Source organism: Novipirellula sp., assembly GCF_041583735.1.
GTDB lineage: Bacteria > Planctomycetota > Planctomycetia > Pirellulales > Pirellulaceae > Novipirellula.
Genome location: NZ_JBFHFD010000192.1, coordinates 1 through 13639 on the forward strand (window position 1 = coordinate 1; position 13639 = coordinate 13639).

General features: G+C 55.6%; 11 protein-coding genes. 7 read left to right on the top strand and 4 right to left on the bottom strand.

Translation table 11 applies throughout. From position 1 onward, the window contains the following. Positions 1–720: Gfo/Idh/MocA family protein (locus ABX962_RS15630; protein ID WP_372720982.1), on the bottom strand; the 720-nt coding region annotated here is incomplete at its 3' end. A 433-nt stretch (positions 721–1153) separates the two neighbouring features. Here ABX962_RS15630 and ABX962_RS15635 point away from each other — a divergent pair. The 3 genes from ABX962_RS15635 (at position 1154) to ABX962_RS15645 (ending at position 4953) form a co-directional block, all read left to right on the top strand. Next, the gene (locus ABX962_RS15635; protein WP_372720984.1) at positions 1154–1693 is read left to right on the top strand and encodes a hypothetical protein; all 540 of its coding nucleotides are present in this window, start codon (positions 1154–1156) and stop codon (positions 1691–1693) included. Between the two features lie 79 nt (positions 1694–1772). After that, entirely contained in the window at positions 1773–3446 is a 1674-nt protein-coding gene (locus ABX962_RS15640; protein WP_372720986.1) for a type II secretion system protein GspD, read from the top strand. After that, positions 3409–4953 (top strand): hypothetical protein, encoded by a 1545-nt coding sequence (locus ABX962_RS15645; RefSeq protein ID WP_372720988.1) that lies wholly within the window; start codon positions 3409–3411, stop codon positions 4951–4953. The genes ABX962_RS15640 and ABX962_RS15645 overlap by 38 nt, the downstream gene beginning before the upstream one ends. 242 nt (positions 4954–5195) lie before the next feature. Here ABX962_RS15645 and ABX962_RS15650 read toward each other — a convergent pair whose 3' ends face one another. The 3 genes from ABX962_RS15650 to ABX962_RS15660 all read right to left on the bottom strand — a co-directional run bounded on the left by ABX962_RS15650 (position 5196) and on the right by ABX962_RS15660 (position 8367). Then, positions 5196–6635, bottom strand: coding sequence for a hypothetical protein (locus ABX962_RS15650; RefSeq protein WP_372720998.1), 1440 nt, complete (start codon positions 6633–6635; stop codon positions 5196–5198). A 178-nt stretch (positions 6636–6813) separates the two neighbouring features. After that, positions 6814–7752 carry a metallophosphoesterase gene (locus ABX962_RS15655; protein WP_372720990.1) on the bottom strand — a complete coding sequence of 313 codons (939 nt, stop codon included), beginning with the start codon at positions 7750–7752 and terminating at the stop codon, positions 6814–6816. Between the two features lie 453 nt (positions 7753–8205). Then, entirely contained in the window at positions 8206–8367 is a 162-nt protein-coding gene (locus ABX962_RS15660; protein WP_372720991.1) for a hypothetical protein, read from the bottom strand. Between the two features lie 180 nt (positions 8368–8547). Here ABX962_RS15660 and ABX962_RS15665 point away from each other — a divergent pair, with 180 nt between their 5' ends. From ABX962_RS15665 to ABX962_RS15680, 4 genes are all read left to right on the top strand, one after another. Beyond that, the gene (locus ABX962_RS15665) at positions 8548–8835 is read left to right on the top strand and encodes a hypothetical protein (RefSeq protein ID WP_372720993.1); all 288 of its coding nucleotides are present in this window, start codon (positions 8548–8550) and stop codon (positions 8833–8835) included. A gap of 283 nt (positions 8836–9118) precedes the next feature. Beyond that, positions 9119–11257, top strand: coding sequence for an acetylxylan esterase (locus tag ABX962_RS15670; protein ID WP_372720995.1), 2139 nt, complete (start codon positions 9119–9121; stop codon positions 11255–11257). 231 nt (positions 11258–11488) lie between these two features. Next, a complete protein-coding gene (locus ABX962_RS15675; protein WP_372720996.1) occupies positions 11489–12778 on the top strand; it encodes a DUF1080 domain-containing protein in 1290 nt (429 codons plus the stop codon). An 81-nt stretch (positions 12779–12859) separates the two neighbouring features. Next, positions 12860–13639, top strand: a 780-nt coding sequence (locus tag ABX962_RS15680; protein WP_372720997.1) for a neutral/alkaline non-lysosomal ceramidase N-terminal domain-containing protein, incomplete at its 3' end; no start/stop codon positions are given.

The window sequence follows — 13639 nt, forward strand, 5'->3', positions numbered from 1 at the left end:
ATTGTAGGGATGATAGTTCGCGTGATATTGGTCGATCACGGCCGGCCCCTTCCAAAGATCCCAGTTCAAATTCGATGGTGGAGTGCCAGGTGACTTGGATCCAATTCCGCCGCGTGGTTTACAGCAGTAACCATACGCGATTTTCAATCGCGGAAGCTCTCCGGATTTGAGTGCCTCGTGAAGCCCCGCCACCCCCGCATCACTGCGGCGCTGCGTTCCATGTTGAATCACAACGCCATATTTCTTTTGAGCTTCGACCGCCACACGACCTTCCGCGACATCATGGCTCATCGGCTTTTCGACATACACATGCTTGCCCGCCTGAGCCGCACGAATCGTGATCAGCGAATGCCAATGATTCGGAGTGGCAACCGAGATCGCGTCAAGCGACTTGTCGTCAAGCGCCTCGCGAAAGTCAGCCACTCCCTTGGTCGTAAACTTACCATTGGCTTTCTTTTCTATCGATCCTAAACGCTTTTGTAGCACGTTCTCTGCGGGATCGATGGCATACGCGACTTCGACATTATCCGCTCTCATCCATCCGTCGAGATGACTCTGACCGCGACCATTCAGCCCCGCAACCGCGATTCGCACACGGTCATTGGCGCCTTTGATACCTGCGGTGGCTTTGGTCCCCATAATGATCAATGATCCGCCAATCGCGGAAGTTGTGGACAAGAAATCACGGCGTGTCGGCTTTACCAGGGGTTTACGGTTCATCGAACCATCCTTCAATCAAGTGGTGGGATCGGGGGGTGAGAACAAACAGTATAGACTCATCCCATGCCCAGGTGGGAAATGACCATTTACACGGGACGCGCAATCCGATTTTGATCTAGCAAGGATGCATTGCACGCACACCGCATGCCCCCACCACGCGGCAGAGGGGACTGCGGGATCCCGCTAATTCGCGAGTCCTAACAAAGAACGTCTCACGCACAACCGCTCGCCCCCGCTGGGTGCAAATGAATGCAGCGTATTTCGTCGAGTCGGAAAAAATGTCTACGGTTGACCGTAACGGAAACCCGATCCCACAAGAGTGTCAACCTTCGGAGGGGCGAAACGCTACTTACTAATACAGAAGCAGTGTTCGCCCAAGCGTAGCGGAAGGTCACATTCGAGTTATTTGTATCGGTTTGCATAGGGGCAATTTATGCATACGGCAGTGAGGACGCTGGTCCTGTTGGGGCTCAGCATCGGCATCGGAACACAGGCACAGGCACAGGCACAGACATCGGCGTCGGTCGATTTTTGCGTCAACGTCCAAAACGCCCTCGCCATCTTGGCTCCCAATGGTCCCATTAGCCTGAACCACGATGGGACGACGGGGATCAAGTCATTTGCACCGCAAACGTTTTCCGCTGTTTGCAACGATGGCGACGGAGCGACGGTCACCTTTGGGACGATCGCCGGGTTTGTTCACAACACGCTGCCGCTTGTCACCCGTGACGTGAAGCTCGATCTCGCGATTGCATCATCGGACACCGAAGCAGGATGGGCAGTCGATGTGGTCTCGGACCAATCCGATCTCACCAACCTTGTTCCCGACTTGAGTTCGCAAGTGCAAGCGAGTTCGTCGGGACCGGGAAACGTCGAGCTTCAGTTGACCGTTTCGATGGATAGCGGCTCGGTCACCACGCTGGTGCCCGGCACCTACTGCACGACCATTTATGCCACAATCACCGCGAACTAATCACTTCGTTTGTCGACGATTGCCGCGATCCGCATCTCCATCTAACTATCAAGCTGTCAGAACCAATGACGTTCGTATCATGAACTTCGCACCATCGACTGCGTTCATCACACTGGTCGCAGCCATCGCGATCAGCGGATGCCAGACAAAAGAGAAGCGAAACGAGATCCAGCTACACAGCCAATCCGTGCTTGCGGATCCATTTTTCCAGCTGCCTGCGGGGGCATTGCCGAAGCCGAAAAGAGTGGCACATCATGCGAGCCAGCACGCGTCGTTGATCGAGTCCTTGCCGGTGGGTTATTCGCTGCCGCAAAACAAGTCTCGCATCACGTCGCTGGGCCCGACGATTTCCAAGGGTTTTCGCCAACAATCCTTAACCTCGGCTGCCGAACAAGTAACCGCATCCGACGATGCGACGCAAGAGCCGCAGGTGGTGAGGGCTAGCTACGGTGATTCCGCGGACGAAGCCTACGGTGCTCAGCCAATCGATGCCAACACCGCCGAGGCTCCGCAGCTTCAACACGCCCCGCTACTGCACGATGCCTTTGTCGAAACCGATGTACGCCAAGCGATTCAATCGCTGGCCGAGCAGGCTGGCATGTCGGTGATCATTGACGATCAAGTGCGAGGATCGGTGACCGCGGTGATCGAAGGCGAAAGTTTCGAAAGAGCCCTTCGCAAAATCCTGTTGCCGCTGGGATACCGGTGGCGTCAGGACGGCGACGAGTTCTACGTCGGCCTGCCCGAACCTGGGTCGGCGTTGTTTCCGTTTCTGGCAGAACGATACATCTACGAAGCTCGACATCGCACCCCCGATTCATTGAAATCACAACTTCCCGAACGGCATTTGCAATTTGTCCGCATCATGGGGCAGGGCGGAAAACTAGCAATCGAAGCGCCTCCGATCACCGCACACCAAATTTTGCGTGAGCTGGAAGAGACCGACAGAGTCGTGCCTCAAGTCATCTTGGAAGCATTGGTTTGCGTATACAGCCCCGAAACCAATTATCGTTTTGGTTTCGATGTCCACCAGGGCATGAAGCTCGACGGCGGCAACGCAGGCTCGTTCGCACTCGATGGACTTGGAATCGCCGGCCAGTACGGTCCGGCGGGTTTCAATTCACAGCTGAATGATTTTCGTTTCACCAGCGCCCTGCTTCGCGCCCTCGAGCAAAAAGGTCACGTCAAAATCCGTGCCGCTCCACGAGTGACGACCGAAGATGGCAAGAAGGCCGAAATCCACATCGGCCGCGAAAGTTTCTTTAGTGTCCAGCCGAGTGGCAATGGAGTCTTCTATCGGCAAGACATCCAGAAAGTCGACTCGGGCATCATGCTCGAGTTGACGCCAGAAATACGTGCTCCGCATGTCACCATCCACATTGACCGCGCCGAGGTCAGTGAGGACATTCGCAGCGACGAAACTCAAGCGAACGCCTATGACCAATTTCCCGTAATCAATCGCCGCCGTGTATCGACTTCGGTGCACGTGATGGACGGACAAACGATCGTGATCGGAGGCCTGACCCAGCGGCAAAAGGTCGACCAAGTTAATAAGCTGCCACTTCTCGGTGACGTCCCCTACATGGGTCGCTTGTTCCAACGTATCGAACGGCGAGAACAAGAAGCAGAAGTGGCCATTTTCATCTCACCTCGAATCGTTTATCAGGATGAACCCTATGGGGACGAAACGCTTTGTCCGACAAACTTTGATCCTAATGCTATTCGCTATGGTGACGACGGCGGTCAATGGTGAGTCGCCGTCGCAGCGAGTCGCCAGAATCAACGCCGATGCGCGGTTTCGCCCGACGTTCCGAATCGATCCGCTCGTGTTTCAGTGCCAAGCGGTACCAGGCCAAACCGTTCGCTTTAAATTCCGTCTTCACGCGGGCGAAACGCCGATTGCTTTTTCGATCCAGCCAGTTTCGTTGATTCAACATCGCGATGGCAAAGTCACCGCCGCCGAAGACCTGCAAGACACCGACTCGTTACGTCTGTTGACGTCCACCGAACTGCGACTACGCCAGGGCGAGGTCCAAGAGATCGAAGGAACCTGGACGCTGCCGCGTGACAGCGGTCAATTTGTTAGTGTTGGGCTGTTGGTGACCGATCGCAGCGAAGAACCGTTTTCCAAACAAACGACGAAACGGCAACTCGGTGTCCGCTTTGTCACCCGTTATCTATTGCGATTGGAAGCCGATATTCGCCGCGTCAATGCAGTGCAGGGCGAAATCCGATTGACCACCGGTGGGCTAGTCGACCGTAATGGCTTTGCTCACATCAATGCGTTGCTGTGGAATCCACATGACGCCGGACGTCGGCTCCGTGCGAAAGCTCGGATGATCGATCCAGCGGGCCGCGTGGTGATCGACGACGTGCCACTCGGATTGGTGTCACGGACCCATCAACCCGAACCTAAACGGTTCGAGCTCACGGTGCTACCTCGCAGCGAGGTGACACTGGCGTCGGCATTGCCCGAACCGGTGTTCCCCGGTGACTATCAACTGCAAATCAACGTCTCGGACGACAGTGGCGATGCTGCGATGCAAACCTTTCCAGTCCACGTCGGCCAGTACGACTTTCAAGCACAACGCAGCGTCGTGGGACGTGTATTGAAGTCGATCCAAGTTCACCCATCGGCGATCGAATTGTCGACGCTTCGCGGTGGAAATCGGCTGGTACCGTTATCACTAAAAAACCAGGGCGACAAACCGGTGTCGATCCGGCTGGTCACGCGAGATCGTGATGGAGACGAGGTTTCCTGGCTGCGGGTGCGGCCCGAACGAATTCTGCTGACTCCGAGAGCAGGCCGAAACGTGATGGTCACGATGAACGGCCACGCCGGCGACACCAACGACATGTATGCCGAACTGAATCTGTATGCCGAATCGGAATCGTCGGCTAACACTGCAGCACTGAAAATCCCGGTGGCGATGTTGAACAATGATCGCCCCCACGATCCCCAGGTTTCGCTCGGGACCATCGACGTGAAAAAAAGCGAACCGCGAATCATGTCCTTGTCAATCACCAACCATGGCACTCGTCATCTGGCACCCCATCTGATCATCACTCTGACTCGCGGCAACGAGGCACCGGTGATCTGCGAGGCCGGTTATCACTCATGGTTGCTGCCGAGTGAATCACGCGAACTGCGTTTTCAATTGCCCGAATCCACCTCGGGCACTTTCAAAGCATCGATCCACGCAGTCTTGAATCGATCGGCCGAACCGATCCTGAGTGAACAAACGATCGTGCTGCCGTAACCGACAAATTTTGCGATCCCCATCTTCATCCCATCTGCGCAAACGCGTTGAACAGACGCCACTTCTGAGCAAGATCGAGAATCAATTGAAAGCATCGGCGATGCCAAACGGTTCGTGTGGCAATCAAACGCTGCATCGCGTTTAATCTTCCGTCTTCGTCGTATTGTGTACGATTCGATGCGATTGTTAGTCACCAGAGCAACGTCAGGCGATAACCCTCGGCGTGCTTCGAGAGCTGTTACTTATTGTTTCGGACTCACTTGATGGAGCGTTTTAAACATCTCGAGCAGCTTGGCGACGATCTTGGTGGTCGCTTCCTTTTCAACGTAATTGCTGCCCAACCACGTTTCGTAGCCACCCAAACGATGCTGCTCGGGGGTCGGCAAGTAACCGTACGAACCGTTGGCCAGTTCGATGGTGAAGGTGTCAGCGAAGGGACTCCGATGCTTGAGTTCCAGCCCCGTTTCGGTGAACACTTCGAACGGGATCGCAGCGATTCCTAAATCGCCGATGCGGAGCGTTTGCAATTGAATCTTAATCTGCTTGGGAGCTGTCTGGATCTTTGCAATGCGATCCGCGTAAATCTCTTCGCGACTGTTTCGTCGCCTCGGATCGTTATCATCGCCGGTGGTGATGTTGGCAAAATACTCAATCATCTCCGGCGTGGGCTGCCTCGTTTTCAGCGTCAAGTTGGCTTGTTTCGCAGCCAAGGGTACCCAGTCATGAAAATCAATTTTCTGATTGGCTTCATACACACGACTGGCGATCTTTTCGGCAACCTCCTGCATTTTTTCATAACTTCGGTATTTCCGCAGGGTTTGTTCGGGAAAATTGATATTGTTCACATCGCCGCTGGTGCCGTTGGAAAGAATGCCGACGAACGGTGGTGATTGGTCGCTCGCTCCCAATTTTTCTCCGATGAACTTTGCGAAGTAACCAAAGTAATCTGCCGAGACGTCCCCGGACCGAACACCGCCGACGTAGTGCAGGGAATAGTTGGCGAGCAACGCGATCGGATGACCATCGGTGCCTTGCAGCGAAACGAAGCTAATCTCCGGATCAGTCGGCCCGGCGGGACGATCAAGCTTGGAACTGCCACGAGGAGGGTTCATCCGGACTTGGTCGATACCACCGAAAGGGTTGCTCAATAGACTCGCGTCGTTGACAAACCAACGACGGTTGAAGAGTTCGGACGGTTCATCGATCGATCCCCAACCAATCCGTGCCGGTTCCAACTGAGCAAGTGCCCTGCGGACGCCATCGGAGATGCGATGGGCGATAAACTTTTGATAATCGCTCAACTCCGTTTCCGGCAGTGTTTTTAGAGGACCACGCGCGGTGGTCGCGGAATGCGTGTGGGTGGCCGCCGTCAATACATGCGACGCCGGTATCCCGGTAGCGTCGTGTATCTGTTGCTTGGCAAGATCATAAACTTCGACGGGGATGCCGACGTTATCGCAAATCACAATCGCCAACTGCGTCTGGCCGTCGTCCAAGACGACACACCGTGCATGCAGCTCGTCATGGACGTTCGTCGCGGGGATCGGCTGCCATCCCCCGACGATCAATTCACCCAGTGGCGGAGTGATGTTGCTGGTCGCTGCGCCGGCGCGAAAGACAGGCTTGGTATCCTCCGCTTGAGCTCGGCAATGGCCGCCGAGCAGTAAAACGATGCAGACCATCAAAGATGAGACACTCGTCCCTCTCATCAGTGCAGAAATTCGCATGTGCAAAGCCTCGTTATTCAAGGTGTGGTGACGTAGCGGAACTCAGACGTGAGTTTCGACCTGCTCAGCGATTCACGAAAGTCTTAACGACTTTAGCTACGAGTCATCCCGTCGCTTAATGTTCCGATGGTCCTTAGCGTGCATTGGCCGCCAAGGCGTAGCGTAGTTCGTGTTTTTCGCCATGTTGAGGATGAGCGTGATCGAGAGCGCGAAGCTCCAGTGCGAATTGATCAGCCCCGAATTTGGCTTTCACCCATCCATTGGGATGCGCTGGGTTGAACACATACGAACAAGCCGGCAGATTGACCAAGTTCAGATCGTGCTGCATTTCGCGGACGTTCCAATGATGCGTGTGTCCAAAAATGTATGCCTGCACGTGCGGGCGCGCGTTCAGCAGATCGACGAGTTGCTGGGAATCCCTCAACCCACTGATTGTCGCCTGTGATCCGTTGGGCAGGAATTGGAGATTGTGGTGTCCAATCACGATCGCTGGCTTTTCAGCGTGCGCGTCCAGCGCCGAGGCGAGCCAGTCCAACTGTGGTTGACCAAGTTCGCCGGTCACTTTATTCACCTCCCAAAGTGAATCCATTAAAAACAAATTGCTCGTGGGTGTCGAAAGGACACTGACATGCTTGCCATCGACCAACGGATTGTCAGCCCGCTGGCTGGCAAACGCATCGTAGAACGGCCCGCGGTCATCGTGGTTGCCCATCGTCATGTGGACCGGCAAGTCGGCGTCGGCAAATCGCTGCAATGCCGTGCTGAAGGTCGCGTAGTCCTCGGCAAGCCCGCGTGAGAATGCGCAATCCCCATTGATGATGACGCCCGCCGGAGGCGATGGCTCCGCCAAAACCTCATCGATAATCCGGTTCAGACAATCCAGCATCGTGATCCCACGAGCACTCTTCTTCGGATCCGCGTCAATATGGGGATCCGACAGCAACGCCCACCAATCATCGCTCGGCTCCGACTCGGCGGCCTCGGTGTAACGCGAGGCTAACAATGCGGTACCTCCGGCGAGCGTCGTTTGCAGGAAACGCCGGCGTGTGGTGGGAATCATGTGCAGCGGCATCTCAATCTCGCTAATCGGTTTGGGGACACATCGCGATGCGACACTGCGTTACCGTCAGTATTAAAACTGATCCAGAGTGGGACGTAACCGTGGTTGAAGCCGGCGGTGCCGAGCGTTTCGGATTGGTTGTTAATCAGTTTGGCGGGGAAGTGAAAATCGATGCGTTCGGTGGGAAGGCGGGTAGGGAGGCTCCACTGCATTTAGAAACACGAGTGGAACCAAGGTCACCACTGTATCCGCGAAAATGTGGTCAGTCAAATTTGAGGGGTAAAGCCTATACTGCTAGAACTTTGGTATTGTCGTGATCGTTGGTCACGCTGGGTTTCTGCCACCTCTCCCCCGACTTCGTCGGTGCAGAGGTAACTGCAGTATCGCCGGAAGAAAATCTTATACCCAATATCCGACGTCAATACCAAAGTTCCAGCGGCCCAGGGCAAGCCTAACGCCGTCGGCTCACAAACACAGGAACGTATAAACAGCACAGTTGAACCACTGGTCCTTGCCCCATGCCGGAGTGCCGAACCAGTCGTCCACTTCCTTCAGCAACGGCGAGACAATTTCGGGCGACTCCTCGATATGACCGCGGTCACCCGATTCGACGATCCAATTTGACATGCGGGATAGCGGTCAAGGAGCACATCCATCTTGGTTCGCCATGCATTGTGTTCAATAGAACGGTATCCAACGAGAAAATGATCGCCATCCTGGATGTCGCGTTACGCAGTGCACATTTTATTGCACGTCAAGGTATCATGCGTTCGTCGAAAACTATCTGTCGAGACGAAGGGTTAAAGCATGAAATGGATCGCAACCATCCTGTCACTTGTTGCTGGCGTGACGATTCCTGCTGTGGCAGGCGACTACAACATCACTGATTTCGGCGAGACAGCGGGCGACCAGTACGTTGATACCACGGCCATCGAAAACTACCAGTGTCGCAAATCGATCCTCGCCGGTGGAGTGGACGGGATGATCATTCGAGGCAATATCGTCACGGGAAAAATCGTTGGCGACGTCAATCAAATCTCCTTGGTCCGACAATTAGCGACCGATTTACCGAAACGCCGTGAGTCGTATGACTAAGGGTCAACCGTAAAACAGGTGTCGGTTTTACCGTAGTGGACGTGGCTACACGTCCTCGGGGCAGGAACTTTAGCGAGATCCACTACGACATTAATTTACCGCTCAGCCTCAAGTTCGACTTTCGTACTTTTCAGGTGACGAAGTCGCATATTGTAGAACCGTTGCCCCCAACGGTTCAGCCAGCGCGACTGGCTCAGAGTTTCAGACAATCGTTCACCATTATGAATCGCAAGCGATTCACTCGAAATAACATATAAAATTCGAACCTAAGGAAAATCAAACCATGAAACACTTCATCGCTCTCGTCGTTCTGCTGTGCGTCACGGTGACGGCATCGGCCGAAGACGTCCGCCATCGGCCGCTCAAAGATCTGCACGGCTACTTCCCCTTCGATCCGCCAGCATCGCTCGAACAGTGGGAGACACGTAGGGAGTACGTACGGCGGCAAATTCTCGTGGCGACCGGTCTCTGGCCGATGCCGACCAAAACACCTCTCAATCCAGTCCTTCACGGCAAGATCCAACGTGATGGGTACACGGTCGAAAAGGTCTATTTCGAGAGCGCCCCCGGTTTCTATGTAACGGGCAATCTATATCGCCCGACCAACATCCAGGGCAAGGTGCCAGGAGTCATGCTGGCACATGGCCACCACAAGGATGCGCGTTTGGACATCACGTCCGATAGTAGTTTGCGTAGTCTGATCGCCGACGGCGCTGAGCGGTTTGAGCGGGCCGGACGCAGTACCTACCAATCGCAGTGTCGCCAATTGGCCCTGATGGGCTGCGTGGTTTGGCAGTGGGACATGCTCGGCGATTCCGATTCGATTCAGCTCTCGCGTGAGCTTGTCCACGGATTTGCGAAACAGCGACCGGAGATGCACAAGACAAAACACTGGGGCCTGTTCAGCCCGCAAGCCGAGGCCCATTGCCAGAACGTGATGGGGCTGCAAACATTGAACGCCGTACGTGGACTGGACTTTCTGCTCAGTTTGCCGGAGGTCGATCCGCAGCGTGTCGCCGTTACCGGCGCTAGCGGCGGCGGTACACAGACGATGATTTTGGCCGCGATCGATGACCGCATTAAACTGTCATTTCCGGTCGTTATGGTCAGCACTGCGATGCAGGGCGGCTGCACGTGCGAAAACGCGAGTCTGCTGCGTGTGAATACCGGCAATATCGAATTTGCCGCCTTGGCTGCGCCACGGCCGCAAGGCATGAACACTGCGGACGACTGGACCAAGGAGTTGGCCACCAAGGGATTTCCCGAATTACAACAGCTCTACGCGGCATACGGCAAGCAGGGCGACGTCTTTTTGAAACGGGGCGAACACTTCCCGCACAACTACAACGCGGTCACTCGCTCGGCCTTCTACACGTTCCTGAACAAACATTTCAAGCTTGGTTTTCAAGCTCCGGTGATCGAGCACGATTTCGAACCGCTGCCACCCGAGCAGCTCACCGTCTGGAACGACCAACATCCCGCCCCCAAGGCCGCTGATCCCGATTTCGAACGCGACTTGCTGGCGTGGTTCAACGAGGACGCCGAGCAACAACTCAGTGCAGCCGCCTCGACACCGGAAGGCTTGAAAAACGTCATTCGTCCGGCCGCGGAGGTGGTCATCGGACGCACCTACGCCAACGCAGGCGACGTGCAGTGGGCACCACAACACGAGCAGGATCGCGGCGACTACGTGCAACACACTGGCACGCTACTGAACAAGACACACGGCGAAGAAGTGAACGGCGTCTGGCTGTGCCCGAAGCAACCCAGTGGTCGCGTTGTGATCTGGATCGATGATGCCGGCAAGACCGCCGTTTGCGGAGACGACGGCAGCGTACCACCCGCAGTGCAAAAACTGGTTCAAGCGGGCGTGACCGTGCTGGGTGCCGATCTGTTCTTGCAAAATGGCGAAGCGGTCAAGCAGTCTCGTGTCGTTGAAAATCCCCGCGAATTCGCTGGTTACACCTTCGGCTACAATCACGCGTTGTTCGCCCAACGCACCCACGATGTATTGAGCATCGTCCGTTTTCTTCGTCATGCGAACTCGGGCCCCTGCCCGAGTCGTGATCTGAAAAGCGTTGCGATTGCCGGATGGCACGGCAGCGGCCCTATCGCTGCGGTGGCTGGCGGGATTGCCGGAGATGCCGTCGACCGCATCGCGATTGATACGCGAGGGTTTCGTTTTGGCCAAGTCTTGGATTATCGCGACCCAATGTTCTTGCCGGGTGCAGCAAAGTATCTCGATCTACCCGGTCTGATCGCACTACATGCTCCGCGTCCGCTCTGGCTCGCCGGCGAAAGTCAAACGCCAGCTACGATCACCACCGCGTATCGCGCCGCTTCCGAGACCAATGCCCTGGTGACTTTCACCGGCGAGGCAGCACAACAGCAAGCCGCGGCAAGCGAGTGGCTGCTAAAGTAAGGATCGTCCGATACAATAGTCGCTGATCGCTCCGCGGTCAGCACGATGAATCGCGGGAAACGTCGACTGTAATGCAGAGGTCGTTTCGGTCATCCCGCAAAACGAAAGTCGTTGGCGACTTCCGCTACAACGAAATGCGTCACCAAGTAATGCGACTTGCTCTGGCGATCCTAAACATGGATCGCCTGACGCATTCCCACCCACAATTCCCCCCTTCTGAGAGAAACAACGATGAGAAAACTTTTTGTAGCTGCGATGATGATCACGCTTTTGATGCCTTGCGGTTTGACGGCGTCGGCGGCGGACGTCGAGGATGGATTTACCTCGCTGTTTAACGGCAACGACTTGGCCGGCTGGGTCAAACGTGGCGGGTCCGCAGAATACGAAGTCGAAGATGGCACGATCGTTGGGAAATGCATCCCGAACACCCCTGGCAATACTTTCTTGTGTTCGGAAAAAGAATTTGGCAACTTCATTCTGAAGCTACAGTATAAATTCATCGAAGCGGGGAACTCCGGCGTCCAGTTCCGCTCCGCCGCCCGGCAGCAAGGCGACGGCGAGCGGGTGTACGGCTATCAGTACGAAATTCGTCCCAGCGGCGACGCGACCGGCCGTATCTATGACGAAGGACGTCGCGGCCACAAGTTTGGCATCATTTGGCTCGATGCCCACACTCCTCAGAATCGTCTCGATGCAGCCCAGGCAAGCTGCAAAGAAGGTGAGTGGAACGAACTGGAAATCCAGTGCGTTGGACCGTCCATCAAGACTTGGCTGAACGGTAATCTGGTCGTCGATATGTTCGACAGCTTCTCGATGAAGGGCTTTATCGGACTGCAGATCCACTCTGGAAAATCGGGCTCCGTCGCTTGGAAGAACATTCGCGTCAAGGATCTGGGCGAGAGCAAGTGGGAGTCATTCTTTGTCAAGGGCGACGACGGCAACTACAAACTTGCCAATGCCAAGTTCGTTCTGCCCGAAGAATGGTCGTTCACCGACGAGGGCGTTCTGCACGGCGTCCATTCCAAAAGCCAAGGCAAGGACGGGTTGGTGATATCGAACAAGAACTACGACGACTTCATCGCTCGCGTCACCTACCGGATGCACGGCGGCAACAGCGCGTTGTATTTCCGCGCCGAAGAAACCAGCGCCCCCTGGGTGCTACGCGGATTCCAAAACGAAATCGCCAACAACGGCAAGGACTCGGCGCTTTGGCACACCGCTGGCATTGTCGATGGCAAAAAGATCCCCGGCCGCGGCTGGGTCGTCACCAACGACGAACTCGTCGAAAAGGTCCGCAACAAGGACGACCAGTGGAACACGACCTGCACCGCCGCCTATGGAGACCGACTGGTCCAAACGCTCAACGGATTCTGCACGTCGGATATCATCGACGAAGCGAGTGAGAAGACCGGAAAGCTAGGTCTGCAAATGCACGGGGGCACCGACTGCGAAATGTTTTTCAAAGATTTCGAGGTCATGCCCATCACCGACGACATGAAGAAGTTGATCGAGCGAAAGTGAGTCGCTGCAGCCACGAGTTGCGGCGACTTGCCGATTTTTTTGAGCGATGCCGAACGAGTCGATCCTAGTTGGAATGAACCCATGAACCGAAGTCGATTGATTGCAACAACGATATTCCTGATGTTGACGGCAGTGGCCCAGGGTGCGGAATCCGCTTGGAAGGCGGGTGCGGCAAAGGTCGTGATCACGCCGGAGGAACCGATGTGGATGGCCGGTTATGCCTCGCGCACACAGCCGGCCGACGGCAAACTGACCGAGCTATGGGCGAAAGCACTCGTGCTGGAGGACCATGCCGGAAACCGGGGCGTTGTCCTAACGCTCGATCTCGTCGGCATCGATCGCACGCTTTCGCTGGCCATCTGCGATGCGTTGAAAGAGCATTACGGCTTGCAACGCGAGCAGATTGTGATTTGCACATCGCACACGCACAGTGGTCCCGTTGTCGGGAAAAATCTTGCGCCGCTGCACTACCTGTTGTTCACGGAATCCCAGCAACAAGCCGTCGATCGTTGGGGCGCAACGTTTCAGCAGCAGGTTGTTGCCGTGGTGGGCGATGCGATCGGCAAACTTGCACCGAGTCAGTTGACGTGGGGCAGCGGCACGGCAACGTTTGCGGTCAACCGCCGCGAAAACCCGTCGGCGACAGTTCCCCAATTGCGAAGCGAAGGCAAACTGCAAGGTCCCAGCGACCATGACGTTCCCGTGCTCGCCGTTCACGACGCGGAGGAAAACCTGACCGCCGTTCTGTTCGGATACGCATGCCACGCGACGACTCTGAGCGGCTATCAATGGTCGGGAGACTATCCAGGATACGCTCAAATCGAACTCGAAAATAAACATCCCGGATGCGTCGCAATGTTC

Excerpts from the sequence above, each read along its gene's own strand:
- ABX962_RS15640 (WP_372720986.1), top strand. The coding sequence starts at position 1,773 with ATGAACTTCGCACCATCGACTGCGTTCATCACACTGGTCGCAGCCATC.
- ABX962_RS15635 (WP_372720984.1), top strand. The coding sequence starts at position 1,154 with ATGCATACGGCAGTGAGGACGCTGGTCCTGTTGGGGCTCAGCATCGGC.
- ABX962_RS15645 (WP_372720988.1), top strand. The coding sequence starts at position 3,409 with ATGCTATTCGCTATGGTGACGACGGCGGTCAATGGTGAGTCGCCGTCG.
- ABX962_RS15670 (WP_372720995.1), top strand. The coding sequence starts at position 9,119 with ATGAAACACTTCATCGCTCTCGTCGTTCTGCTGTGCGTCACGGTGACG.
- ABX962_RS15655 (WP_372720990.1), bottom strand. The coding sequence starts at position 7,752 with ATGCCGCTGCACATGATTCCCACCACACGCCGGCGTTTCCTGCAAACG.
- ABX962_RS15660 (WP_372720991.1), bottom strand. The coding sequence starts at position 8,367 with ATGTCAAATTGGATCGTCGAATCGGGTGACCGCGGTCATATCGAGGAG.
- ABX962_RS15675 (WP_372720996.1), top strand. The coding sequence starts at position 11,489 with ATGAGAAAACTTTTTGTAGCTGCGATGATGATCACGCTTTTGATGCCT.
- ABX962_RS15650 (WP_372720998.1), bottom strand. The coding sequence starts at position 6,635 with ATGGTCTGCATCGTTTTACTGCTCGGCGGCCATTGCCGAGCTCAAGCG.
- ABX962_RS15665 (WP_372720993.1), top strand. The coding sequence starts at position 8,548 with ATGAAATGGATCGCAACCATCCTGTCACTTGTTGCTGGCGTGACGATT.